The sequence below is a fragment of the Saccharothrix coeruleofusca genome, from assembly GCF_017876325.1.
Classification (GTDB): Bacteria; Actinomycetota; Actinomycetes; order Mycobacteriales; family Pseudonocardiaceae; genus Actinosynnema; species Actinosynnema coeruleofuscum.
In genome coordinates, this window is sequence record NZ_JAGINV010000001.1 from 422,404 (window position 1) to 444,423 (window position 22,020).

Sequence of the window (22,020 nt, forward strand, 5' to 3'; positions counted from 1 at the left end):
GAACCGTGAACGACGTCTGGATCCGGCTGCACACCGGATGGGCGCCCAACGACGACCACCAGGCCGTGGCGTGGGTGCTGTGGCAACTGGGCTACAAGCCGGAGCCGTGGCCGCCGCAACTGCGACCGGGGTTCGCCTACTACGTGTGCGAGCACCTCAGAGCGGGCGGCCGGGGCATCATCGCGCGGGCGACCGTGACCGACGTGCTGAGCCCCACCCAGGTCGCTTCGCCCGAGGAGGCGTACCGCGTGGTCGCCGACCGGCTGTTCGACGACGAGCTGACCATCCCGGTCGAGGACTGGCGCGCCCGCGCCTACAACAAGATCAAGGCGGACGCGCCGTGGCCGCAACGGGTGATCGCCTGGCGCATCACCACCGAGCAGGTCGGGCCGTACGTGCTGCCGGAGCTGGCGAGGTTCCCGCGCAGCGGGTGGCTGCGCTCGTCCAGCATCGCCCTGTGATCGCGGTGGGCAACCCTGCGGGCTTGCGCACCACCTCCAGCGGTGCGCAAGCCGTGAGGGGGTGGATCAGTCGGCGAGGGCCTTGATCACGGCGTCGGCGCTGGGCGGCACGGTGGCGCGGGGGCCGACCCGGTCGCCCAGGGCGTCCAGGGTCTTGAGGCCGTCGCCGGTGATCAGCAGGACGGTCTCGGCGTCGGGGTCGAGCTGCCCGGTCTCGATGAGCTTCTTGGCCGTCGCCACGGTGACCCCGCCCGCGGTCTCGGCGAAGATGCCCTCGGTGCGGGCCAGCAGCCGGATGCCCTCGACCACTTCCTCGTCGGTGACGTCCTCGATGGCCCCGCCGGTGCGGCGGACCGAGTCCAGGGCGTAGGGGCCGTCGGCGGGGGCGCCGATCGCCAGCGAGCGGGCGATGGTGTCCGGGCGCACCGGGGTGACCGTGTCGTGGCCCGCCTTGTACGCGGTGGCCACCGGGGAGCAACCGGTCGCCTGTGCGCCGAACACGCGGTAGGGGGTGTCCTCGACCAGGCCGAGCGAGGCGAACTCGCGGAAGGCCTTGTCCACCTTGGTCAGCTGGGAGCCCGAGGCGATGGGGATGACGATCTGCTCGGGCAGGCGCCAGCCCAGCTGCTCGGCCACCTCGAAGCCGAGGGTCTTGGAGCCCTCGGCGTAGTAGGGCCGGACGTTGACGTTGACGAACGCCCAGTCCTCGTGCTCGGCGGCCAGCTCCTGGGCGAGGCGGTTGACGTCGTCGTAGTTGCCGTCGACGGTGATCAGCGCGCCGTCGTAGACGGCGGTCATGAGGATCTTGGCGCGTTCCAGGGAGGAGGGCACGAGCACGACCGACCGCCAGCCCGCGCGGGCCGCCGCGGCGGCCACGGCGTTGGCCAGGTTGCCGGTGGAGGGGCAGGCCAGCACCTTGAAGCCGAGTTCCCTGGCCGCGGCCAGGGCCACGCCGACCACGCGGTCCTTGAAGGAGTGGGTGGGGTTGCCGGTGTCGTCCTTGACCCACACCTTGCGCACGCCCAGCGCCTTGGCCAGGCGGTCGGCCTCGACCAGGCGGGTGCCGCCGGGCTCGGTGTTGGGGTGGGACGTCACGGTGGAGGGCACGGGGAGCAGGCCGCGGTAGCGCCAGATCGACCGGGGACCCGCCTCGATGTCCTCGCGGCGGATCCGACCGAAGTCGTAGGCCACTTCCAGCGGCCCGAAACACTCCAGGCACGCGTACTCGGCGGCGAGAGGGGTCTGGTGGCCGCACTCACGACACGACAGAGCCCGAGCGGGACCGAGGTCGAAGGAGGTGGTGGGCGAAGGCGCACTGACAGCAGTCATCGCGAGGTTCTCCTCATCTTTCCCGCTGCGCGGGTCGGAATTGGCACCGTGGTCGCCCAGCGCGAGCGCTGGTGACGGGTTGCCGGGGCTTCTTCGGGCCGATCCCTCTGCCCCTCTGGATGAGCGGTATTCGGTTGTGGCGTTCACGCTACGACACGATCCCGAGCCGTGGCCAGCGAAGTCCACCATGCGGACGTGGCAGGATCGGACCGTGAGCGCGACCGCAGCCAGCCAGCCCGATGCCGTGCACCTGGTCGTCGGCGAGGAGGAGTTGCTGGTCGAACGCGCGGTGCGGTCGGCGCTGGAGACCGCGCGGGCGGCCGACCCGCAGGCGGACCTCACCCGCGTTCGGGTGACCGACCTCACCCCGCCGGAGCTGGCGGAGCTGGTCAGCCCGTCGCTGTTCGCCGAAGGGCGGGTGATCGCCCTGGAGGCCGCGCAGGAGGTGAGCAAGGAGATCGCCGACGCGGTGCTGGCCTACGCCAAGGCGCCTGCGGACGGAGTGACCCTGGTCGTCGTGCACACCGGCGGCGGGCGCAGCAAGGCGGCCAAGGAGCTGCCCGCGGCGCTGCGCAAAGCCGGGGCGCGGGTGGTCGAGTGCCCGAAGATCACCAAGGCCGCGGAGCGGGAAGCGTTCGTGCGCAACGAGATCCGCTCGGCGGGCGGCAAGGCCGACCCGGAGGCGGTGGCCGCGCTGATCGAAGCGGTCGGGTCGGACCTGCGGGAGCTGGCCGCCGCGGCGTCGCAGCTGGTCGCGGACACCGGCGGGAAGGTCGACGCGGAGGCGGTGCGCCGCTACCACCGCGGCCGGGCCGAGGTGACCGGGTTCGCGGTGGCGGAGAAGGCCGTCATGGGCGACCGGGGCGGGGCGCTGGAGGCGCTGCGCTGGGCGATGCAGCTGGGCGTGCCGCACGTGCTGGTCGCCGACGCGCTGGCCGACGCGGTGCGCACGGTCGCGCGGGTGTCCGCGGTGGGCCGGGGCGACCCGTTCAAGCTGGCGGGCGAGCTGGGGATGCCGCCGTGGAAGGTCAAGAAGGCCCAGGGGCAGGCGCGCGGCTGGGACGGCGACGGGCTGGCCAGGGCGATGTCGGTGGTGGCCGGGCTGAACGCCGACGTCAAGGGCGTCGCGGCGGACTCGGGTTACGCGCTGGAGCGCGCCGTCCTGGCCATCGTCGCCGCCCACGGCCGCTAGACCACCAGCGCCCGCCCACATCCTGACTTGAGCGTTCGGGCACCGCGAACTGAGCGTTGGGGGTTTTAAAGCGGCGCTCGCCGCGCGACAGGTCGCCAAGGATGGCGCTCGCGGGCCCCCCGCTGCGCGCGCTCCGCGCGCGCCCCTGGTGCGTGGGCAAGTACTACCCGAGGGGCGTCCGGAGATCGGTAACTACTACCCGAGGTGCGCGGAAGCGCGGGGCAGGGCGCGAAAGCGCGGGTCGGGGTGCGCGAACGCTCAGTTCGTGGTGTCGGAACGCGCGACTCGCGGGGGCGACACGCCCAACACGCCCATAGGTGGGTGACACCGGGGACGGGCGTGGCCGTTCTGAGCGTTGAACTCGGGGGTTCTGAGGGTTCGACTCGCGGGACGAGGGTGGGGCCGAACGCGGCGAGCGCCGCCTCCCGCGTGGGGAAGCGGCGCTCGCGGAGGCTGCTGGGCAGCCGGTGCTCAGAGCTGGTTGGCGCGCTTGGCCAGGGCCGACTTCTTGTTGGCGGCCTGGTTGGCGTGGATGACGCCCTTGGAGGCGGCCTTGTCGAGCTTGCGGGAGGCCTCCTGCGCCAGCGCGATGGCCTTCTCCTTGTCACCGGCCTCGGCGGCCTCACGGAACTTGCGGATCGCGGTCTTCAGCGAGGACTTGACGGCCTTGTTGCGCAGCCGCGCCTTCTCCGCCGTCTTGATCCGCTTGAGCTGGGACTTGATGTTCGCCACGCGAAAGCCACCCTTTTCCTCGGTTCGGAGTCGTACCGCGCCTTCTCGTCGGCGCCGCCCGGTCAGGGGCGGTTTCCTCCACAGCGGAATGCCGCGCGGTACGGCGGACAAGAGTATCAGGCCAGTTCACCGCACCGTGAAACCGGCCCGCGCCCCGCCCACCACGACCTCGTAGCGACCAGTGGCGACCTCCCGCGACCCGGAGGCGTCCACGTCCCCCGGCGTCACCGCGAGCCGCCGCACGTCGAAGGCCACGGTCACCGCGCGCTGCTCGCCCGCGGCCAGGGCGACCTTGGTGAACCCGACCAGCCGCTGGTCGGGCACGAGCACCTTGCTCACCGGCTGGTGCACGTACACCGGCACGACCAGCTCGCCCGCCCGCGAGCCGGTGTTGGCCGCGGTCACGGTGACCTCGACGCGGCCGTCGCGGCGCACCTCGGTGGCTTTCAGCCTGGGCGCGGAGGTGGTGAAGGTGGTGTAGGACAGGCCGTGGCCGAACGGGTAGGCCGGGTCGTAGGAGGAGCTCTCCCCGCCGTTCGGGCCGGGCAGCTGGTCGTAGGAGAAGGGCTGGTCGCCGACGGTCTTCGGCCACGACACGGGCAGCCTGCCGCTGGGGTTGACCTTGCCGAACAGCACGTCGGCGATGCCGTGGCCGCCCTCGCTGCCCGGCAGCCAGCCCGCCACCAGCGCGCCCGCGTCGGCGGCCGCGCCCAGCACCAGGGGCCTGCCGGTGAGCAGCACCACGACCACCGGCTTGCCGGTGCCCCGCACCGCGTCCACCAGCGCCTGCTGCTCGCCGGTCAGCGCGGGGTTCTCGGTGTCGGCGACGCCCTCGGCGGCGGGGGCCTCGCCCAGCACGACGATCACGGCGTCCGCGTCGCCCGCCTGGGCCACCGCGTCGGCGGCGGTCGGGGCGCTCACCACGTCGGCGGTGGGCGCGGCGGCGCGGACGCCCTGCAGCACGGTGGTCGCGGGCGGCAGCGGCGAACCGTTGGGAACGCCCTGCCAGCCCACCGTCCACCCGCCCAGCTGGCGCGGCACCGAGTCGGCGGTGTCGCCGGTCACCACGAGCTTGCGCGCCCCGGTGGACAGCGGCAGCACGCCTTCGTTGCGCAGCAGCACGGCCCCCTCGGCGGCGGCGCGGCGGGCCAGGTCGCGGTCGGCGCCGTTGACGATCGCGTCGGCCTTGGCGGGGTCCACGAACGGCTTGTCGAACAGGCCGAGGTCGAACTTCAGCTTCAGCACGCGCCGCACGGCCTGGTCGACCCGCTTGCCGCTGATCGCGCCGCGGCGCACGCCGTCGACCACGCCCTTGGTGAACTCGCCCGCCTCCGAGGGCTCCATGGCCACGTCCACGCCCGCGTTGACCGCCATCGCGACGGCTTCGGGGTAGTCGGCCGCGACGCGGTAGCGGGTGACCAGGTAGCGGATGTCCTCCCAGTCGGTGACCGCGACGCCGCGGAAGCCCATCCGGTCGCGCAGCTGGGTGGTGAGCATGTGCTTGGAGGCGTGCACGGGCACGCCGTTCACCGCGCCGGAGTTGATCATCACGGTGCCCACGCCCGCGTCGAACTGGGGTTGGAAGGCGGGCAGCACGGTGTCCTGGAGGTAGCGCACGGGCAGGTGGGCGGGCACCCGGTCGTGCCCGTTGGCGGGCTCGGAGTACCCGGCGAAGTGCTTGGCGGTGGCGGTCAGCCGCGCGGTCCCGTCCGGGGCGCCCTGCTGGCCCCGCACGTTCGCCGCGGCCAGCATTCCGGCCAGCACCGGGTCCTCGCCGTAGGTCTCGTAGTAGCGGCCCCAGCGGGTGTCGCGGGCGATGTCGGAGACCGGTGCGAAGTTCCAGAACGCGCCGGTGGCGCGCATCGCCTTGGCGGTGGAAGCGCCCACCTGCTCGGCCAGCGCCGGGTTCCAGGTGGCGCCCACGCCGATCTGGTGCGGGAACATGGTGGCGGTGAGCACGTTGTTGTGCCCGTGCACGCCGTCGGCGCCGTAGAGCACCGGGATCTTGAGCCGGTTGTTGTCCAGCGCGTACTTCTGCACGGCGTTGGTCATCTCGGCCCACGCCCGCGGGGTGTTGGTGATCGGGGCGTCGCCGCCGCCGGACAGGATCGAGCCGACCTTGGCGTCGACCAGGACGGCCTTCATGCAGTCCTCGCGCAGCGGGCCGTTGGTCCACTGGCAGTCGCCGCGCAGCTTGCCGACCCGGATCTGGGTCATCTGCCCGGCCTTCTCCTCCAGCGTCATCCGCCGCAGGAGGTCGTCCACGCGCCGGTCGGTCGGGGCGCTCGCGTCCAGGTAGACCTGCCGCCGGTCATCGGGTTCGGCCGTGCTGCTGGCCTGCGCGAGGGTGCTGACCAACGCCAGTGCCGCCAGCGCGCCGCCCAGCGTGCGCTTTCGCGAGTGCCACACTGCAACCTCCTGCGATCGGGTGCGCCCAGGTCCTCCACCCTGACCAGGTGAGCGGCCTCACGCCAGACCTGAACGGCCGATTCCGGTAGCGCTCCCAGAAGGAATAGCAATACGGATGTCCTATTAGGCTGTTCGAGTGATGACAGCCCTCGACTGGCCGGGGTTCGGCCACGTCAGCCTCGCCGGACTGCTGTTCCTCTGCCTGGCCGCCGCGCTCGCCGGGGCGGTGGACGCCGTGGTCGGCGGGGGCGGGTTGATCCAGCTCCCCGCCATGCTGCTGGTCGGACCGGGCGGTCAGCCGCTGTACTCGCTGGCCACCAGCAAGGTGGCCGCGGTCGTCGGCACCACCGCGGCGGTGCGCACCTACACCGCGCAGACCTCCGTGGACTGGTGGTCCGCGCTGCCGATGGCGCTGGCGGCTTTCGGCGGGGCGGTGGGGGGTGCGGCGTTCGCGGGTTCGCTGGCGCCCGACGTGCTCAACGCGGTGGTGCTCGTCGCGCTGGTCGGCGTGGGCCTGTACACGTGGCGCAAGCCGCGGCTGGGCGTGGGCGAGGTACTGCGGTTCGCGCGGTCCGCGCAGGTCGCCGTCATGGCGCTGGGTGGCGCGGTGATCGGCTTCTACGACGGCCTCGCCGGGCCGGGCACCGGGGCGTTCCTGGTGTTCCTGCTGGTCGGCCTGGTCGGGTTCGCGTTCCTGCGCGCCTCGGCCACGGCCAAGGTGGTCAACGTCGCCACCAACCTCGGCGCGCTGATGTACTTCATCCCGGCGGGCAAGGTGCTGTGGGGCCTGGGCCTGCTGCTGGCCGTGTGCAACACGACCGGCGCGGTGTTCGGCGCCCGGCTGGCGGTGCGTCGCGGGTCGAGGTTCGTGCGCCGGGTGTTCCTCACCGTCGTGGTGGCGCTGGTGGTCAGCCTCGGCTGGAAGGTGGCGGCTGGATGACCCGGAACGTCGCGCCCAGCGGGTCGCCCAGCGTGGTGAACCAGCCGAACGGCGAGCGCACCACCTCGTGCACCACCACCCCGCCCAGCTCGGCGGCCCGCGCCGCGGCCGCTTCGGCGTCGGGGACCGCGAAGTAGGTCATCCAGTGCGGCGGGATCTCCGGCGGGATCTCCGCGTCCATGCCGAACACCCCGGCCACCGGGTGCCCGCCCAGCGCCAGCCTGCTGTACCGCATCCCCGGCTCCGGCTGGGGTTCCAGGCCGAACACGTCCCGGTAGAACGCCGACGCGCCCGCCAGGTCCCTGGTGGCCAGCTCGTTCCACCACAGCGCGCCAGGCTCGCGCACCAGGTACGCGCCGATGTGCGTGCCCGCCTCCCACAGCCCGAACGACGCGCCGGTCGGGTCGACCGCGACCGCGCCGCGGCCGGGGCCGCCGGTGTCGAACACCGGCACCAGCTCCTGGCCGCCGTGCGCGGCCACCCGAGCCAGCGACTCGTCCAGGTCGTCGGTGGCCAGGTAGGAGGTCCACACCACGGGGAACCGGGCGTCCGGGGGCATCCGCGCGACGCCCGCCACCGGCTTGCCGCGCACCAGCGCCATCGCGTAGTGCCCGGACTCCGCGCCGCCGACCTCGAACTCCCAGCCGAGCAGGCCCGCGTAGAACTCGGCGGTGACCCGGTGGTCGGTGCTCATCATGTCGACCCAGCACGGGGCGCCCTGCGGGTACGGCTCGGTCAGCTCGGTCACGGCGCCTCCTCGGCGGGCTCCTCGGTGGATCTCCCGGCGGACTCCTCGGCGGACTTCGCGGAAGACCGTGTCACCCGCTCGGCGGTCCCGCCACTCGAACCGCTGTCCCGGTCGCCGTTCGCGCTCTTGCGCGGCCTGCCCCGGCGCGGCTGGTCGGCCGCCCCGGAGGGCAGCCGACCGGCCTCGGCGAGCGCGCGGCGCAGCAGGAACTCGATCTGGGCGTTCGTGCTGCGCAGCTCGTCGTTGGCCCACCTGGTCAGCGCGTCGTGCACGGCCGGGTCCAAGCGGAGCAGGACGCTCTTGCGCTCGACCACGTCAGTGGTACAGCGACCCGGCGTTGACCACGGGCTGTGTGGCCCGATCGCCGCACAGCACGACCAGCAGGTTGGACACCATCGCCGCCTTGCGCTCCTCGTCCAGTTCCACCACGTCGTGCGCGGCCAGCCTGGCCAGCGCCAGCTCCACCATGCCGACCGCGCCCTCCACGATCCGCTGCCGGGCCGCGACCATGGCGCCCGCCTGCTGCCGCTGGAGCATCGCCTGCGCGATCTCCGGAGCGTAGGCCAGGTGGGTCAGCCGCGATTCGATCACCCTCACCCCGGCCGACTGCACCCGCGCGGCGATCTCGATCGACAGCGTCTCGGTGATCTCGTCGGCGTTCTCGCGCAGCGACAGGCCCGCCTCGTCGTGGTTGTCGTACGGGTAGCTGGTGGCGATGTGCCGCACCGCGGTCTCGGTCTGGATGCCCACGAACCGCACGAAGTCGTCCACCTCGAACTTGGCCCGCGCGGTGTCGTCCACCTGCCACACCACGACCGCGGCGATCTCGATCGGGTTGCCGTCGGCGTCGTTGACCTTCAGCGTGGCGGTCTCGTGGTTGCGGATGCGCGTGGAGACCTTGTCCTTGGTGGTGAACGGGTTGGCCCAGCGCAGGCCGTCCTGGCGCACCGTGCCGGTGTAGCGGCCGAGGAACTGCAGCACCCGCGCTTCACCGGGCGCGACGGTGAACAGCCCGCCCAGCCAGACCGAGCCCGCGGCCAGCAGCAGCGCGCTGACCACGAGCAGCGGCACCGACGGGTCGGAGGGCTCGGGGAGCAGGGCGAGCAGGAGCGCCGCCACGCCCAGGGCGATCACCCCGATCCCGATCAGGAAGCCGGTGACCCCCGGCAACCCGGTCGCCTCGCGCTCCCGCACCGCGGGAGACGGCATCCGCACAACGGCCTCGGTCGTCGTCGCGCTCATGTCCCACCCCTGTCGAAGTCCCGGCGGCCGCCGTGGCCGCCTAGCAAAGTGATATCACTTTGCTAGGCGTCGGGGCAAGCCGCACGAGGCAACGCCGACCGCCCTCGCGCGTCCACGGGTAATGGGGAACATCGACATCAGGCCGCCCACGGCGGCCGACTCGCCGGAGGTCGTCGAGGTGCACGTCCGCGCCCGGCGCAGCTACTACGAGGGCCACCTGCCGGAGTCGGAGCTGGCGGAGTGGGAGGCCGCGGCGCGGTCCAGGGGCTACACCTTCGCCGGTGCCGACCTGATCTGGCTGTGCGCGGAGCTGGACGGCCGGATCGCGGGCTTCGCCCTGGCCACGGACGCCGGGGAGCTGCTGCAGCTCCAGGTCGACCCGGCGCGCTGGGAGCACGGCGTCGGCGACGCGCTGCACCGCGCGTGCGTCGAGGCGTGGCGCGGGCGCGGGGTGAGCACGGCGCACCTGGACGTGTTCGAGCCCAACACCCGCGCCCGCGAGTTCTACCGGCGGCGCGGCTGGCGCGAGGTCGGCCTCTCCGACGGCGAGCCGGTGCACGTGCGCATGGCGCTCGCGTTGTGACGGGCAGGCGCGCCCGCTGCGATCAGGCCGTGCCGAACAGCTGCACCGAGGGCGGGGTCAGACCGCCGTGCTGCTGCAGCGAGGTCCGCACGTCGCCGAACCCGGCCTGCTCCGCCTCCTGGATCAGGGCGTACTCGGACACGTCGAGCTGCCAGCGCTGCACCGACACCAGCAGCCGCCCGCCCGGCCGCAGCACCCGCCGCAGCTCGTGGAACGAGGCGGGCCGGTTGTCCCACAGCTGGAGGTTGTCCACCGACACCACCGCGTCCACCGAGTCCTCGGCCTGCCCGGTGCGCGCGGCGGTGCCCTCGCGCAGCTCCACCCGGCCCGAGGCCACCAGGTCGGCGCAGCGCTGCCCGGCCTCGGTCAGCATCACCTGCGAGGGGTCCACGCCGATCGCCTTGAGCGCGCGCTCGCCCACCAGCCGCAGTCCCACGCCGGGACCGGGGCCGACCACCAGGACGACCTCCTGCGGGGTCGGTCGCAGCACATCCACGACGTGCTGCTCGACCTTCGCGTTCACCTTGGCCATGACCCGGCCGCCCAGCTCGCCCACCTTGCCGCGGGGGTGCCCGAACGCCAGGTCCAACGCCCTGCCCAGCTTGCTCGTCATGGCTCCAGGGCACCACCGCGGGCCGCGCGCCGCATCGGGGATGCCCCGGAGATCTCCCCCGACCGCTCAGCGCCAGCCGTGGCGCTCCCGCAGCGCGTCCACCACCAGCGAGAACCGCTCCGGCTCCAGCACCGAGCCCTCCCGCCGGATGTCGTCCTCGGCCAGTTCGAACACCCGGTCCAGCCGCAGGTAGGAGCGCCTGCCGTCGCGGTCCCACCGGCCCACGCCCAGGTCCAGGCTGTCGCCCGCCTCCCACCGGTCGGGCGCCCTGCTGGTCAGCATGAGGGCCAGCAGCGCCCGGCGGCGCCTGCCGACCACCAGCAGGGGGCGGTCCTTGCCCCGGCTCGGGTCCTCCTCGTAGGGCACCCACGCCCACACGACCTCGCCAGGATCGGCCAGGCCGTCCAGGTCGGGGGAGTACTCCAGGGTCGCCGCGGCGGCGGCCGAGTGGATCTCGCGGACCGCGCCCTTCGCGGGGCGGGGGTCCTCACCGTTGGCGTGCACCCGCGCAGCTTAAGGGCCACGCGGGACCTCCACCCCGCGCGACGTGAGATGATGAGGCGATCCCCCGTCCTTCTTGTGCGAGGAACCTGAGTGAGCACGTTCGCCGACCAGACGTTCACGCCTCCGGAGCTGATCCGGAACTTCTGCATCATCGCGCACATCGACCACGGCAAGTCGACCCTGGCCGACCGGATGCTGCAGCTCACCGGCGTGGTCGAGGCACGGGCCATGCGCGCGCAGTACCTCGACCGCATGGACATCGAGCGCGAGCGCGGCATCACGATCAAGGCGCAGAACGTGCGCCTGCCCTGGCAGCTGGACGGGCAGGACCACGTGCTGCACATGATCGACACGCCGGGCCACGTCGACTTCACCTACGAGGTCTCCCGCGCGCTGGAGGCGTGCGAGGGCACGATCCTGCTGGTCGACGCGGCGCAGGGGATCGAGGCGCAGACGCTGGCCAACCTGTACCTGGCGATGGAGAACGACCTCACCATCATCCCGGTGCTCAACAAGATCGACCTGCCCGCCGCCGACCCGGACAAGTACGCCAAGGAGCTGGCGCACATCGTCGGGTGCGAACCGGAGGAGGTGCTGCGGGTCTCCGCCAAGACCGGTCTGGGCGTGGAGGCGCTGCTGGACGAGGTGGTGCGGCGGGTGCCCGCGCCGGTCGGGCAGGCCGACGCGCCCGCCCGCGCGATGATCTTCGACTCGGTCTACGACACCTACCGCGGCGTGGTCACCTACATCCGCGTGGTGGACGGCCGGATCACCCCGCGCGAGCGCATCCGGATGATGTCCACCAACGCCACCCACGAGCTGCTGGAGGTGGGCATCATCTCCCCGGAGCCCAAGCCCAGCGCGGGCCTGGGCGTCGGCGAGGTGGGCTACCTGATCACCGGCGTGAAGGACGTCCGCCAGTCCAAGGTCGGCGACACGGTGACCGCGGAGCGCAAGGGCGCGACCGAGCCGCTGGCCGGCTACCGCGAGCCCAAGCCGATGGTCTACTCGGGCCTGTACCCGGTGGACGGCTCGGACTACCCCGAGCTGCGCGAGGCGCTGGAGAAGCTGCAGCTCAACGACGCCGCGCTGACCTTCGAGCCGGAGACCTCCGCGGCGCTGGGCTTCGGCTTCCGCTGCGGCTTCCTGGGCCTGCTGCACCTGGAGATCACCCGCGACCGGCTGGAGCGCGAGTTCGGCCTTGACCTGATCTCCACCGCGCCGAACGTGGTCTACCGGGTGGTCATGGAGGACGGCTCCGAGCACGTGGTGACCAACCCGTCGGACTGGCCGGAGGGCAAGCGGGCCGAGGTCTACGAGCCGGTCACCAAGTGCACCATCATCGCGCCCAGCGACTACATCGGCGCGATCATGGAGCTGTGCCAGTCCAAGCGCGGCCAGCTCGGCGGCATGGACTACCTCTCCGAGGACCGGGTCGAGCTGCGCTACACGATGCCGCTGGGCGAGATCATCTTCGACTTCTTCGACGCGCTGAAGTCCCGCACCCGCGGCTACGCCTCGCTGGACTACGAGGAGGCGGGCGAGCAGAGCGCGGAGCTGGTCAAGGTCGACATCCTGCTGCAGGGCGAGGCGGTGGACGCCTTCAGCGCCATCGTGCACAAGGACCACGCCTACGGCTACGGCACGAAGATGGCCACCAAGCTGCGCGAGCTGATCCCCCGGCAGCAGTTCGAGGTGCCCATCCAGGCCGCGATCGGCTCGCGGGTCATCGCCCGCGAGACGATCCGCGCGATCCGCAAGGACGTGCTGGCCAAGTGCTACGGCGGTGACATCACCCGCAAGCGCAAGCTGCTGGAGAAGCAGAAGGAAGGCAAGAAGCGGATGAAGATGGTGGGGCGCGTCGAGGTGCCCCAGGAGGCCTTCGTCGCCGCGCTGTCGACCGAGGACTCCGGCAAGGACAAGGGCAAGAAGTAGTTCAGGCGTCGAGGATCGCGCGCACGGCGGCGGCGGTGGCGGTGGCCTTGTCGACGCCGAGCGCGCGCAGCACCGGTCCGGCGATCGCGTCCAGCTCCAGCGGGCGGCCGGAGCGGAAGTCCCGCAGCATCGACGACTGCATGGTGTCCGGCATGGCGTGCAGCCGGGCTTCCACGGCGTCCGCGTCCACCACGACGGACCGCGTCGCGGCGGCTGCCGCCGTCTCGTCGACCAGGGCGCGCAGCGCGCCGCTCTCCCTGACCTCGCCGATGGGCGCGTTCGCGCTGGTGGTGGCCAGGGCCAGCGGGGCGAGGAAGGTCAGCTTGCGCCACAGCACGGTCACCTCGTCCGGGTGCTCGGCCACGGTGAGCCCGGCGGCCCGCAGCAGGCGGGCGACATCGGGGTCGGCCACCCCGATGTCGGCCATCCCGGACAGCTGCTCGACCACGCCCGGCCGGTGCCGCACGGCCTCCACCGCGATGCTGGCCGCGACCACCCGCGCCGCCGGGTAGAGGGCGCGCAACAGCTTCGGGTGGTCCACGCCGTTGAGCAGCGGCACCAGCGTCGCGCCGCCGAGCACCGCGGCGGGCACCCGCTGCAGCGCGGGCAGCAGGTCGGTCGCCTTGACCGCCACGAACAGCACGTCCACCGGCTCGGCCAACCAGGGCCGCGCCGAGGGCCGGGTCACCGACTCGCCGTCGGGCGCGCGGAGCACCAGCCCGCGCGCGGTGATCTCGGCCGCCGTGCGGTCGGTGGCCACCACGGTCACCTCGTGGCCCGCGGTGCCCAGCCGTGCCGCCAGCACCCCGCCGACTCCGCCCGGTCCGAGCACGCCGATCTTCGCCACAGTCGCCTCCCAGTCGCTTCCACTGTGGAAGTGACCTTAGCGCGGTACAGTGGCTTCCACAACGGAAGTCGAGGGGTTCGCCGTGCGGCACAAGAGCTTCGGGGACATGGACTGCCCCACCGCGCAGGCGCTGGACCAGGTCGGCGAGTGGTGGAGCCTGCTGGTGGTGCGCGATGCCCTGCACGGGCTGACCCGCTTCGACGAGTTCCAGCGCAGCCTGGGCATCTCCCCGAACTCGCTGACCCGCAGGCTCACCGAGCTGGTCGACGCGGGCCTGCTGGTCCGCCGCCGCTACCAGGAGCGCCCACCGCGCGACGAGTACGTGCTGACCGACCGGGGGCGCGACCTGCAACCGGTGGTGGAGGCCATGGCCGCCTGGGGGCGGCGGCACGCGGACCGTCAGGGCGCCGTGCGGCTGGTGGACGCGGCCACCGGGCAGGTGGCCGACCCGGTGCTGGTCGACCGCCGCACCGGCAAGCCGATCACCCCGGACGAGTTCCGCTACGCGGCCACGGAGCGGGCGCACCCCGCCAAGCGGGACCGGCTGCCGCCCGCCCCCGCCTGAACATGCGAAAGGGCCCTCAGGACGTCCCTGTCCTGAAGGCCCTCACAAGTGCGGCGATCAGCTGTGGTCGCGGATCAGCCGGTCCTGAGCCTGGCGGCGGAGGATCGCTTCGAGCTCCCGCGCCTCGTGCGCCGAGTGGCGGGCGAGGATGGCTTCCAGGTCCATCCGGGCGCTGGGGGTGTCGTAGGCGGCCAGCTCGCGGGCCAGCTCCGCGTGACGCCTGCGGAGTGCCCGTCGCGTGGCGAAGTACGTGCGAACGGTCTTGAGAGCCGTGGTCATGTCGCCTTTCGGGTCGATCTATCTGGATCGGTTCACCTCCATGATGCCGCACTTCAGGGGCTTGGGTGGCGATCTCGGACGTGACTTCCGCCGCAAAGGTCACGAGCAGGTGTCGAGCAGTTGAAGCGCACGTGCGTACTTGTCGCGCAGGCGTGTCCGAGTCGCCGCGTCGAGCCGCGCCATGCGCTCCGGGGAGGTGTTGTCGGCGATGTCCGCGCGCTTCACCACGACGGCCACCGGGTCGGCGGCCACGCGGGACAGGTAGTCCTCCTGCGACTCGCCGGGCAGGTGGGTCAGCGCCACGACGGTGTCGACCACCGGCCTCGGGCAGCCCGCGGCGAGCAGGTCGGCGGCGCTGACCCCGGTGTCCTCCACGACGTCGTGCAGCACGGCGGCCATCCGGGCGTGGTCGCCGGTCACCCGCTCCATCACGCGCAGCGGGTGGCCGATGTAGGGGCGTCCGGACTTGTCCACCTGTCCCTCGTGCGCCGCTCGGGCGATGCGGACCGCGTCCGCCACGGTGAAAGCCATGCCGACCATGGTCACACCCGCTGCGCGGGTGGGGGCGGGACCGCCCGGTTCCGGTTATCGTCTGGCCATGCTGGACCAACTGAGGGTGCCGGTCATCGCCGCGCCGATGGCGGGCGGCGCGTCCACCCCGGAACTGGTCGCGGAGGTCACCCGCGCGGGCGCGTTCGGCTTCCTGGCGGGCGGCCTGCTCACCGCCGAGGCGCTCGCCGACCAGATCGCCGCCACCACCGCGTTGACCTCCGGGCCCTTCGGGGTCAACCTGTTCGTGCCCGGCACCGCGTCGGGCGCGGACCTGAGCGGCTACCGCGAGCGGGTGCGCGAGACTGCGGGCACCGAACCGGGCACGCCGCACTGGGACGACGACGAGTACCCGGCCAAGCTGGAGCTGGTGACCGCGCTGCGCGTCCCGGTGGTCTCGTTCACCTTCGGCCTGCCGCTGGTGCGGGAGGTGGCCAGGCTCAAGGCGGCGGGCTCCCTGGTCGTGGTCACGGTCACCACCGCCGCCGAGGCCGCGCAGGCCGCGCGGATCGGCGCGGACGTGCTGTGCGTGCAGGGCGCGGACGCGGGCGGGCACCGAGGCACGCTGGCCGACGACGGCGTCTCGCCCGGCGGCGGCGAGCTGCTCGGCGTGCTCGCCGCGCTGCGCCTGGTCCGCGCCGCGGTGGACCTGCCGCTGGTGGCGGCCGGTGGCCTGGTGCACGGCGCGGACGTGGCCGCGGTGGTCACCGCGGGCGCGGTGGCCGCCCAGCTGGGCACCGCCTTCCTGCTCTGCCCGGAGGCGGGCACCTCCCCGCCGCACCGCAGGGCCCTCGTCGACGGCACCCGCCCCACCGCGCTGACCAGGGCCTTCAGCGGCCGTCCCGCGCGCGGGCTGGTGAACCGGTTCCTGACCAGGCACACCGGGCAGGCGCCCGCCGCCTACCCGGAGGTGCACCACCTCACCAAGCCCGTGCGGGCCACCGGCGACCCCGAGCTGATGTCGCTGTGGGCCGGGCAGACCTACTCCCTGGCCCGCCCGGCGCCCGCCGCAGAAGTCGTACAACGGCTGCACCTTGAGGCGCGCCAAGCCGTTTCCGATGCAATCACGCGGATTTCACCGCTGTAGCAACGGTTCCTGTGGTCAGAATGTCGGGATGACCACAGCGCGCGAGCTCGCCGACGACCTGTTCACGCTGGTGCTGGACGACAACCCGATCATGGCCACGCTGATCGGCGTGCCCGGCTGGGACGACCGCCTGCCCGACCCCGGCGCCGAAGCGGCGGCGTCGAGCAGGCGCAGGGCCCTGGAACTGGCCCGGCTCGCCGAGGCGGGTGACGACGACCCGGTCACCCGCGCCGTGGTGGCGCAGCAGGCGCGCGGCGTGGTGGGCGAGCTGGACGCGCGGCTGATCGAGCACACCTACGCCGAGGGCCTCAACGCGCCGGTGCCGCTGCTGTTAACGGGCATGTCGCTGGTGCGGCCGCGGCACGAGCGGGCCAGGCGCGACTACCTGACCAGGCTGGCCGCGATCCCGGACTACCTGGACGCGCTGGGCCGCAGGCAGCGCGCGTCCGACCGGCGGCCGCTGGCGCACCTGGTCGCCGCCGCCGTCGCCCGCTTGGACCGCTACCTCGCCGACCCCGGTGGCGACCCGCTGCGCAAGCCGGAGCTGGACGAGGGCTCGGCGCGCGAGCGGGACGAGCTGCTGGCGGGCGCGGTGCGGCCCGCGTTCGCCCGCTACCGCGAGCTGCTGGTCACCGAGATCGCGCCGCGCGGCCGGGGCGAGGACCAGCCGGGCCTGTGCTGGCTGCCCGACGGCCGCGAGCGCTACGCCGAGCTGGTCCGCGTGCGCACCACCACCGAGCACACCCCCGAGCAGCTGCACCGCACCGGGCTGGAGCTGCTCGCCGCGCTGGACCGGGAGTACGAGCAGATCGGGGCGCGGGTGTTCGGCCCGGTGCCCGCGGCGCGGGTGCGGGCGCGGCTGCTGGCCGACCCGGCGCTGCGCTGGGCGGACGCGGCGGAGATGCTGGCGCTGGCCGAGCGGGCCATCGCGCGCGCCGAGCTGGTGGCGGTGGACTGGTTCGGCCGGGTGCCCGGCGCCCGCTGCGCGGTGGCGGCGGTGCCCGAGGACGACGCGCCCAACGCCCCGCTGGCCTACTACGTCGACCCGGCGCTGGACGGCAGCCGGCCGGGCACCTACTTCGTCAACACCCACCAGGCCGAGCTGCGCGACCGGTTCAGCGCCGAGGCGACCGCGTTCCACGAGGGCGTGCCCGGCCACCACTTCCAGATCTCGCTGGCCCAGCAGCTCACCGAGCTGCCGCTGCTGCGCCGGTTCGCGGCCTTCGAGGCCTACCTGGAGGGCTGGGCGCTCTACGCCGAGCGGCTGGCCGACGAGATGGGCCTGTACAGCGACGACGTGGCGCGGCTGGGGATGCTGTCGGCGGACTCGCTGCGCGCGGCCCGGCTGGTGGTGGACACCGGGCTGCACGCGCTGGGCTGGTCGCGGCAGCGGGCCGTGGAGTACCTGCGCGCCAACGCGGTGATGCCGGAGGTGGACATCCGGTCCGAAGTGGACCGCTACATCGAAGCCCCCGCGCAGGCGCTGTCGTACATGGTGGGGCGGCTGGAGCTGCAGCGCCTGCGCGGGGACGCCCAGCGGCGGCTGGGCGACCGCTTCGACATCAGGGCCTTCCACGACGTGGTGCTCGGCGGCGGCCCGCTGCCGCTGGGCGTGCTGGCCGACGTGGTCGACCAGTGGTGCCGGTCAGTCCCGTGACGACCGCTCCAGCAGCGAGTGCCGCTTGCCGTAGGCGAAGTAGACCACCAGGCCGATGGCGAACCAGACCGCGAACCGCAGCCACGTCTCCGGCGCGAGGAAGGTGATCAGCCACAGCGAGAACACCACGCCGATGACCGGCACCACCGGCATGCCCGGCGTCTTGAAGGTGCGCGGCAGGTCGGGCCTGCGGTAGCGCAGCACGATCACCGCGACGCAGACCACCACGAACGCCAGCAGGATGCCGATGTTGGTCAGCTCGGCCGCCTCGGCGATGGGCAGGAAGCCCGCGATGACCGCCGACGCCACGCCCAGCGCCCACGTGGTGCGGGTGGGCACGTGCTTGACCGGGTGGGTCCTGGCGAACCAGCGCGGCAGCAGCCCGTCGCGGCTCATCGAGTAGCCGACCCGCGCGGCGCCCATGAGGAAGGTGAACAGCACGGTGGTGATGCCCAGGATGGCGCCCACGGAGATGACGATGCCCAGCGCGGGCAGGCCGACGTCGGCGAACGCGGAGGCGAAGGCGCTCTCGCTGTCCACGTCGGTGTAGTTGACCATGCCGGTGAGCACCAGGCAGGCCAGCACGTACAGCACCATGGAGATGGCCAGCGAGTAGATGATCGCCTTGGGCATGTGCCGCTGGGAGTCCTTGGACTCCTCGGCCGCGGTGCTCATCGCGTCGTAGCCGAAGACGGCGAAGAAGACCGTGGCCGCGCCGGTGAGCGCGCCCGAGACGCCGAAGGGGAAGAACGGGTCGTAGTTGTCGGTGTTGATGTGGAACGCGCCGACCACGATCACCAGGAGCACCACGGCGACCTTCAGGTAGACCAGCGTGGTCTCGAAGCGGGCGGCGTTCTTCATGCCCGTGTTGAGCACGAACGCGATCAGCAGGCACAGCAGCGCGGCGAACAGGTCGACCTTGTAGCTGCCCGAGGCGACCCCGTCCGGTTCGGTGCCGGGGGCGCCCATCATCCAGGTGGGCAGGTGCAGCCCGAGCAGGTCGAGCAGCTCGTTGAAGTAGCCGCTGATGCCGATGGCCACCACGGCCACGATGGCGGTGTACTCCAGCAGCAGGTCCCAGCCGATGAACCAGCCGACGATCTCGCCGAGCACCGCGTAGCCGTAGGTGTAGGCGCTGCCCGCCTTGGGGATCAGGCCCGCGAACTCGGCGTAGGAGAAGGCCGCGGCGGCGCTGGCGATGCCCGCGACCAGGAACGAGATGAGCACCGCGGGCCCGGCGGTCTTGTTGGCCACCGCGCCCGCGAGGGAGAAGATGCCCGCGCCGATGATGCCGCCGATGCCGATGGCCGTCAGCTGCCACAGCCCCAGCGTCCTGCTCAGCGACTCGGAACCCGCGGCCTCGTCGCCGATCTGCTCGATGGGCTTGCGGCGGAACACGCCACTGCCCCGGCCGAAGCCGCCCTGCACGGAGGTCATAGCCCGCTCCTCGGTGAAGTGGTGTGCGGCGAACCGTACGCGTGCGGATTCTCACCGTGTTTGTGCGGTTGGACCACCCGGCGGGGCGTTCGTTGTCCGATCAGCCGAAGATCAGCGGGTGAAGACGATCTTCCCCGCGGTGTCGCCGTCCAGCATGGCCCGCAGGCCCTCCTCGGCCCGCTCCAGCGGCAGCTCGCGGCCGATCCTCGGGCGCAGCCCGTTGAGGTCGCAGAAGGACAGCAGGTCCGCCAGCTCCTCGCGGGTGCCCATGGTGGAGCCGACCACGCGCAGCTGCAGGAAGAACAGCCGCTGCAGCTCGGCGGCGGTGGCGTCGCCGCTGGTCGCCCCGGAGATCACCACGACGCCGCCGGGCTTGAGCGACTTCATCGAGTGCGACCAGGTGGCCTTGCCGACCGTCTCGAACACCGCGTCCACCCGCTCGGGCAGCCGCGCGCCGGACTCGAAGGTCGCGTGCGCGCCCAGCGACTCGGCCAGCGCCCGCTTCCGCTCGGTGCGGCCGGTGGCCCACACCCGGAAACCCGCCGCCCGGCCCAGCTGCACCAGCGCCGTGGCCACCCCGCCGGAGGCGCCCTGCACCAGCATCGTCTGCCCAGGGCGCAGCCCCGACTTCACGAACAGCATCCGGTACGCGGTCAGCCAGGCGGTGCCCATGCACGCGGCCTCGGCGAAGCTCAGGCCCGCGGGCTTGGGCAGCGCGTTGCGCGCGGGCACGACCGCGTAGTCGGCGAAGGTGCCCTGGTACTTCTCGGTCAGCAGGGTGCGCTTGGGGTCCAGGGTCTCGTCGCCGGTCCACGCCGGGTCGCCGATGACCGAGTGCAGCACCACCTCGGTGCCGTCGTCGAGCACGCCCGCGCCGTCGCAGCCCAGGATCATCGGGAACCGCTCGGCCTTGATGCCCACCCCGCGCAGCGTCCACAGGTCGTGCATGTTCAGGCTGGCCGCGCTGATCCGGACCCGCACCCAGCCCTCGGGGACCTCCGGGTCGGGGCGCTCACCCACGCGCAGTGCTGCCAGTGGGTCCTGCGGGCTCGGCTCGGCTGCGTAGACGGCGAACATGCGGCCGAACCTACCGGTGCCGGGCGGCCTCGCGCGGTGAGCCGCGCCACGGGACTAGGCTCGGGGTGTGCTGGACGGGATCGCGCAGTGGTGGGACGGGGTGGAGCTGTGGCTCGCCCAGCTCGCGTTCCCCTTCCAGTTCGCGCTGGTCATGGCCGTGCTGCTGCCCGCGTGCCTGGGCGTGGCGCGGTTCATCGACCGGGTGGTCGACGACGCTTCGGCGCGGATCAGCGGCGACCCGCAGGCCGAGCCGCCGGTGGGCGCCTCGCCGGAGGACGTGCGGGAGCCCCGCCAGGCCGACGCCGGGAGCCGTTCGTAGGCTGACCGGGTGACTCCCGCTCGCCGCCTCACCGTCGCCCTCGTCGGCCTGATCGCCCTGGTCGTGGTCGGGTACTTCGCCAGGGACGTGGGCGGCGGCAGCACCGCCCCGACCTCCGCCCCCGCCACTTCCGCCCCGGCATCCGGGGTGCCCGGCGCCGACTCCGGGCTGCCGGTCGAGCCGCTGTCGCGGCTGCCCGCCGAGGCCGCGCGGACCTGGCAGCTGATCGGCCGGGGCGGCCCGTTCCCGCACCCGGAGCACGACGGCGCGCGGTTCCACAACCGGGAGCGGCGGCTGCCCGCCAAGTCGGGTGAGTACTACCGCGAGTACACCGTGCCCACGCCCGGCAGCCCCGACCGGGGAGCGCGGCGGCTGGTCACCGGCGAGCGGGACGAGGTGTACTACACCGGTGACCACTACGAGTCGTTCGTCGTCGTGGACGTGACGCGGTGATCCACCGGCACGTGGTGCGGCGGGGCGCGCTGGGCCGGGCCGAGGCGCTGGCCGCGATCGGGGAGGCGCTGGAGTTCCCCGACTGGTACGGGCACAACCTGGACGCGCTCTACGACTGCCTGACCGACCTGTCCTGGCTGCCCGAGGGCGAGCACGTGCTGGTCTGGGAGCGGGGCGGCGACCCGGCCGTGCGGGCGGTGCTGGAGGAGGCCCGGCACCGCCTCGCCGAGGTGGCGGCCAAGCGCACGCTGACCGTGGCCGACCGCTGACCTCTCGCCCGGATCAGTCCGCGGGCACCCATGAGGGCTTGCGCTTGGCGACGAAGGCCGCGATGCCCTCCTGCCCCTCGGGGCCGCCGAAGTGCCTGGCCGACAGCTCCAGCATGTCGGCGAAGGCCGGGCCCAGCTCGGCGGGCCGGGGCTGCTGGAGCATCCGCTTGGTCGCCGCCAGCGCGCCGGGCGCGCCCAGCGCGAGCATGCCGGTGTACCGGTCGACCTCGGCGTCGAGCCGGTCGGCGGGCACCGCGGAGTTGATCAGGCCGATGGCCGCGGCGCGGTCGGCGGCGAAGGTCTCGCCGGTGAGGAACAGCTCGTGCGCGGCGCGGGGCAGCAGGCGGGGCAGCACGGTCACCGAGATGATCGCGGGCACCACGCCGATGCGCACCTCGCTGAACGCGAAGGTGGCCGTGTCGGCGGCCACCGCGATGTCGCACGCGGCCACCAGTCCCACGCCGCCCGCGCGGGCAGGGCCCGCCAGCTTCGCCACCACCGGCTTCGGGCTGGTCCACAGCCGCTCCAGGATGGCCGGGAACTCGTTGACGCCCTGCCGCTCGGCGTCCGCGCCCGCGGCCTCCTTGAGGTCCATGCCGGAGCAGAACACCGGCCCGGTGTGGGTCAGCACGACCACGCGCACGGCGTCGTCGTCGATCGCGGTCCGCAGGCAGGAGGTCAGCTCCCGGCGCAGCCGCGCGGACAGGGCGTTGCGGTTGTGCGGGGAGTCCAGCGTGATCGTCGCGACGCCGCGCCGCACCTCGTAGTGGACCAGCTCGTCTGCCATGGGCCG

General features: G+C 73.0%; 25 protein-coding genes and 1 riboswitch. Of the genes, 11 read left to right on the forward strand and 14 right to left on the reverse strand.

The genetic code is table 11. From position 1 onward, the window contains the following. Positions 1-5 precede the first annotated feature (5 nt). Positions 6-461 carry a hypothetical protein gene (locus tag JOF41_RS02040; RefSeq protein ID WP_229795153.1) on the forward strand — a complete coding sequence of 152 codons (456 nt, stop codon included), beginning with the start codon at positions 6-8 and terminating at the stop codon, positions 459-461. Between the two features lie 66 nt (positions 462-527). Here the strand turns inward: JOF41_RS02040 and thrC are convergent, their stop codons facing one another. Next, positions 528-1,790 (reverse strand): threonine synthase, encoded by a 1,263-nt coding sequence (gene thrC / locus JOF41_RS02045; RefSeq protein WP_209615693.1) that lies wholly within the window; start codon positions 1,788-1,790, stop codon positions 528-530. A gap of 10 nt (positions 1,791-1,800) precedes the next feature. Further along, positions 1,801-1,916: riboswitch (SAM riboswitch) on the reverse strand. A gap of 85 nt (positions 1,917-2,001) precedes the next feature. Between thrC and holA the strand changes: the two genes are divergently transcribed. Further along, on the forward strand, positions 2,002-2,982 hold the full coding sequence (gene holA, locus JOF41_RS02050; RefSeq protein ID WP_307867179.1) for a DNA polymerase III subunit delta: 981 nt from the start codon (positions 2,002-2,004) through the stop codon (positions 2,980-2,982). A 471-nt stretch (positions 2,983-3,453) separates the two neighbouring features. Here holA and rpsT read toward each other — a convergent pair whose 3' ends face one another. Together rpsT and JOF41_RS02060 are read right to left on the reverse strand one after the other, a co-directional pair. Further along, the gene (rpsT, locus tag JOF41_RS02055) at positions 3,454-3,714 is read right to left on the reverse strand and encodes a 30S ribosomal protein S20 (RefSeq protein ID WP_189222096.1); all 261 of its coding nucleotides are present in this window, start codon (positions 3,712-3,714) and stop codon (positions 3,454-3,456) included. 126 nt (positions 3,715-3,840) lie between these two features. Then, positions 3,841-6,123, reverse strand: coding sequence for a glycoside hydrolase family 3 N-terminal domain-containing protein (locus JOF41_RS02060; RefSeq protein ID WP_209615699.1), 2,283 nt, complete (start codon positions 6,121-6,123; stop codon positions 3,841-3,843). Positions 6,124-6,262: 139 nt separating this feature from the next. On the opposite strand from JOF41_RS02060, the gene JOF41_RS02065 reads away from it, so the two are divergent. Then, a complete protein-coding gene (locus JOF41_RS02065; RefSeq protein WP_209615702.1) occupies positions 6,263-7,063 on the forward strand; it encodes a sulfite exporter TauE/SafE family protein in 801 nt (266 codons plus the stop codon). On the opposite strand, the gene JOF41_RS02070 is transcribed toward JOF41_RS02065, so the two are convergent. From JOF41_RS02070 to JOF41_RS02080, 3 genes are read right to left on the reverse strand one after another with little or no spacing between them, the layout of a single operon-like run. After that, entirely contained in the window at positions 7,032-7,811 is a 780-nt protein-coding gene (locus JOF41_RS02070) for a VOC family protein (protein ID WP_209615706.1), read from the reverse strand. The two genes, JOF41_RS02065 and JOF41_RS02070, sit on opposite strands and share 32 nt — an antisense overlap. Then, positions 7,808-8,125: a type II toxin-antitoxin system antitoxin gene (locus JOF41_RS38490; protein WP_244992877.1), complete on the reverse strand. Its 318-nt coding sequence runs from the start codon at positions 8,123-8,125 to the stop codon at positions 7,808-7,810. Before JOF41_RS38490 ends, JOF41_RS02070 begins: the two co-directional genes overlap by 4 nt. Before the next feature lies 1 nt (position 8,126). Next, a complete protein-coding gene (locus JOF41_RS02080; protein ID WP_209615709.1) occupies positions 8,127-9,053 on the reverse strand; it encodes an SPFH domain-containing protein in 927 nt (308 codons plus the stop codon). 121 nt (positions 9,054-9,174) lie between these two features. Between JOF41_RS02080 and JOF41_RS02085 the strand changes: the two genes are divergently transcribed. Further along, positions 9,175-9,636 carry a GNAT family N-acetyltransferase gene (locus JOF41_RS02085; RefSeq protein WP_189222091.1) on the forward strand — a complete coding sequence of 154 codons (462 nt, stop codon included), beginning with the start codon at positions 9,175-9,177 and terminating at the stop codon, positions 9,634-9,636. 22 nt (positions 9,637-9,658) lie between these two features. Here JOF41_RS02085 and JOF41_RS02090 read toward each other — a convergent pair whose 3' ends face one another. Both JOF41_RS02090 and JOF41_RS02095 read right to left on the reverse strand, forming a co-directional pair. Continuing rightward, on the reverse strand, positions 9,659-10,249 hold the full coding sequence (locus tag JOF41_RS02090) for a class I SAM-dependent methyltransferase (protein WP_209615712.1): 591 nt from the start codon (positions 10,247-10,249) through the stop codon (positions 9,659-9,661). A 66-nt stretch (positions 10,250-10,315) separates the two neighbouring features. Further along, positions 10,316-10,753 (reverse strand): type II toxin-antitoxin system PemK/MazF family toxin, encoded by a 438-nt coding sequence (locus JOF41_RS02095; RefSeq protein ID WP_189222087.1) that lies wholly within the window; start codon positions 10,751-10,753, stop codon positions 10,316-10,318. A 90-nt stretch (positions 10,754-10,843) separates the two neighbouring features. On the opposite strand from JOF41_RS02095, the gene lepA reads away from it, so the two are divergent. Next, complete coding sequence (gene lepA, locus JOF41_RS02100) at positions 10,844-12,688, forward strand: translation elongation factor 4 (protein ID WP_209615715.1); 1,845 nt, start codon at positions 10,844-10,846, stop codon at positions 12,686-12,688. Between the two features lies 1 nt (position 12,689). On the opposite strand, the gene JOF41_RS02105 is transcribed toward lepA, so the two are convergent. Further along, the gene (locus JOF41_RS02105) at positions 12,690-13,535 is read right to left on the reverse strand and encodes a ketopantoate reductase family protein (RefSeq protein ID WP_209615718.1); all 846 of its coding nucleotides are present in this window, start codon (positions 13,533-13,535) and stop codon (positions 12,690-12,692) included. Positions 13,536-13,584: 49 nt separating this feature from the next. On the opposite strand from JOF41_RS02105, the gene JOF41_RS02110 reads away from it, so the two are divergent. Next, the gene (locus JOF41_RS02110; protein WP_209615721.1) at positions 13,585-14,100 is read left to right on the forward strand and encodes a winged helix-turn-helix transcriptional regulator; all 516 of its coding nucleotides are present in this window, start codon (positions 13,585-13,587) and stop codon (positions 14,098-14,100) included. 57 nt (positions 14,101-14,157) lie between these two features. Here the strand turns inward: JOF41_RS02110 and JOF41_RS02115 are convergent, their stop codons facing one another. Continuing rightward, entirely contained in the window at positions 14,158-14,379 is a 222-nt protein-coding gene (locus tag JOF41_RS02115; RefSeq protein ID WP_189222085.1) for a hypothetical protein, read from the reverse strand. Positions 14,380-14,478: 99 nt separating this feature from the next. Beyond that, complete coding sequence (locus JOF41_RS02120; RefSeq protein WP_189222084.1) at positions 14,479-14,910, reverse strand: HD domain-containing protein; 432 nt, start codon at positions 14,908-14,910, stop codon at positions 14,479-14,481. Between the two features lie 67 nt (positions 14,911-14,977). Between JOF41_RS02120 and JOF41_RS02125 the strand changes: the two genes are divergently transcribed. Both JOF41_RS02125 and JOF41_RS02130 read left to right on the forward strand, forming a co-directional pair. Next, positions 14,978-16,015: an NAD(P)H-dependent flavin oxidoreductase gene (locus JOF41_RS02125; protein WP_189222083.1), complete on the forward strand. Its 1,038-nt coding sequence runs from the start codon at positions 14,978-14,980 to the stop codon at positions 16,013-16,015. Positions 16,016-16,043: 28 nt separating this feature from the next. Then, positions 16,044-17,672 carry a DUF885 domain-containing protein gene (locus JOF41_RS02130; RefSeq protein WP_189222082.1) on the forward strand — a complete coding sequence of 543 codons (1,629 nt, stop codon included), beginning with the start codon at positions 16,044-16,046 and terminating at the stop codon, positions 17,670-17,672. Here the strand turns inward: JOF41_RS02130 and JOF41_RS02135 are convergent. Together JOF41_RS02135 and JOF41_RS02140 are read right to left on the reverse strand one after the other, a co-directional pair. Then, positions 17,661-19,109 carry an amino acid permease gene (locus tag JOF41_RS02135; protein WP_209615724.1) on the reverse strand — a complete coding sequence of 483 codons (1,449 nt, stop codon included), beginning with the start codon at positions 19,107-19,109 and terminating at the stop codon, positions 17,661-17,663. The genes JOF41_RS02130 and JOF41_RS02135 overlap by 12 nt on opposite strands. A gap of 111 nt (positions 19,110-19,220) precedes the next feature. Continuing rightward, positions 19,221-20,186 carry a zinc-binding dehydrogenase gene (locus JOF41_RS02140; RefSeq protein WP_189222080.1) on the reverse strand — a complete coding sequence of 322 codons (966 nt, stop codon included), beginning with the start codon at positions 20,184-20,186 and terminating at the stop codon, positions 19,221-19,223. 67 nt (positions 20,187-20,253) lie between these two features. On the opposite strand from JOF41_RS02140, the gene JOF41_RS02145 reads away from it, so the two are divergent. The 3 genes from JOF41_RS02145 to JOF41_RS02155 are packed head-to-tail and all read left to right on the forward strand — an operon-like array spanning position 20,254 to position 21,227. After that, a complete protein-coding gene (locus tag JOF41_RS02145) occupies positions 20,254-20,505 on the forward strand; it encodes a hypothetical protein (RefSeq protein WP_189222079.1) in 252 nt (83 codons plus the stop codon). A gap of 9 nt (positions 20,506-20,514) precedes the next feature. Continuing rightward, on the forward strand, positions 20,515-20,958 hold the full coding sequence (locus JOF41_RS02150) for a guanyl-specific ribonuclease (protein WP_189222078.1): 444 nt from the start codon (positions 20,515-20,517) through the stop codon (positions 20,956-20,958). Positions 20,959-20,969: 11 nt separating this feature from the next. Further along, entirely contained in the window at positions 20,970-21,227 is a 258-nt protein-coding gene (locus tag JOF41_RS02155; protein WP_229795280.1) for a barstar family protein, read from the forward strand. Between the two features lie 13 nt (positions 21,228-21,240). Here JOF41_RS02155 and JOF41_RS02160 read toward each other — a convergent pair whose 3' ends face one another. After that, a complete protein-coding gene (locus JOF41_RS02160; protein WP_209615726.1) occupies positions 21,241-22,014 on the reverse strand; it encodes an enoyl-CoA hydratase-related protein in 774 nt (257 codons plus the stop codon). Positions 22,015-22,020 lie beyond the last annotated feature (6 nt).

What these genes read in the sequence shown, in the direction of transcription:
- thrC (WP_209615693.1), bottom strand. Translation starts at nt 1,790, where the DNA reads ATGACTGCTGTCAGTGCGCCTTCGCCCACCACCTCCTTCGACCTCGGT.
- JOF41_RS02065 (WP_209615702.1), top strand. Translation starts at nt 6,263, where the DNA reads ATGACAGCCCTCGACTGGCCGGGGTTCGGCCACGTCAGCCTCGCCGGA.
- JOF41_RS02080 (WP_209615709.1), bottom strand. Translation starts at nt 9,053, where the DNA reads ATGAGCGCGACGACGACCGAGGCCGTTGTGCGGATGCCGTCTCCCGCG.
- JOF41_RS02085 (WP_189222091.1), top strand. Translation starts at nt 9,175, where the DNA reads ATGGGGAACATCGACATCAGGCCGCCCACGGCGGCCGACTCGCCGGAG.
- JOF41_RS02090 (WP_209615712.1), bottom strand. Translation starts at nt 10,249, where the DNA reads ATGACGAGCAAGCTGGGCAGGGCGTTGGACCTGGCGTTCGGGCACCCC.
- JOF41_RS02115 (WP_189222085.1), bottom strand. Translation starts at nt 14,379, where the DNA reads ATGACCACGGCTCTCAAGACCGTTCGCACGTACTTCGCCACGCGACGG.
- JOF41_RS02120 (WP_189222084.1), bottom strand. Translation starts at nt 14,910, where the DNA reads ATGGCTTTCACCGTGGCGGACGCGGTCCGCATCGCCCGAGCGGCGCAC.
- JOF41_RS02125 (WP_189222083.1), top strand. Translation starts at nt 14,978, where the DNA reads ATGCTGGACCAACTGAGGGTGCCGGTCATCGCCGCGCCGATGGCGGGC.
- JOF41_RS02130 (WP_189222082.1), top strand. Translation starts at nt 16,044, where the DNA reads ATGACCACAGCGCGCGAGCTCGCCGACGACCTGTTCACGCTGGTGCTG.
- JOF41_RS02135 (WP_209615724.1), bottom strand. Translation starts at nt 19,109, where the DNA reads ATGACCTCCGTGCAGGGCGGCTTCGGCCGGGGCAGTGGCGTGTTCCGC.
- JOF41_RS02140 (WP_189222080.1), bottom strand. Translation starts at nt 20,186, where the DNA reads ATGTTCGCCGTCTACGCAGCCGAGCCGAGCCCGCAGGACCCACTGGCA.
- JOF41_RS02160 (WP_209615726.1), bottom strand. Translation starts at nt 22,014, where the DNA reads ATGGCAGACGAGCTGGTCCACTACGAGGTGCGGCGCGGCGTCGCGACG.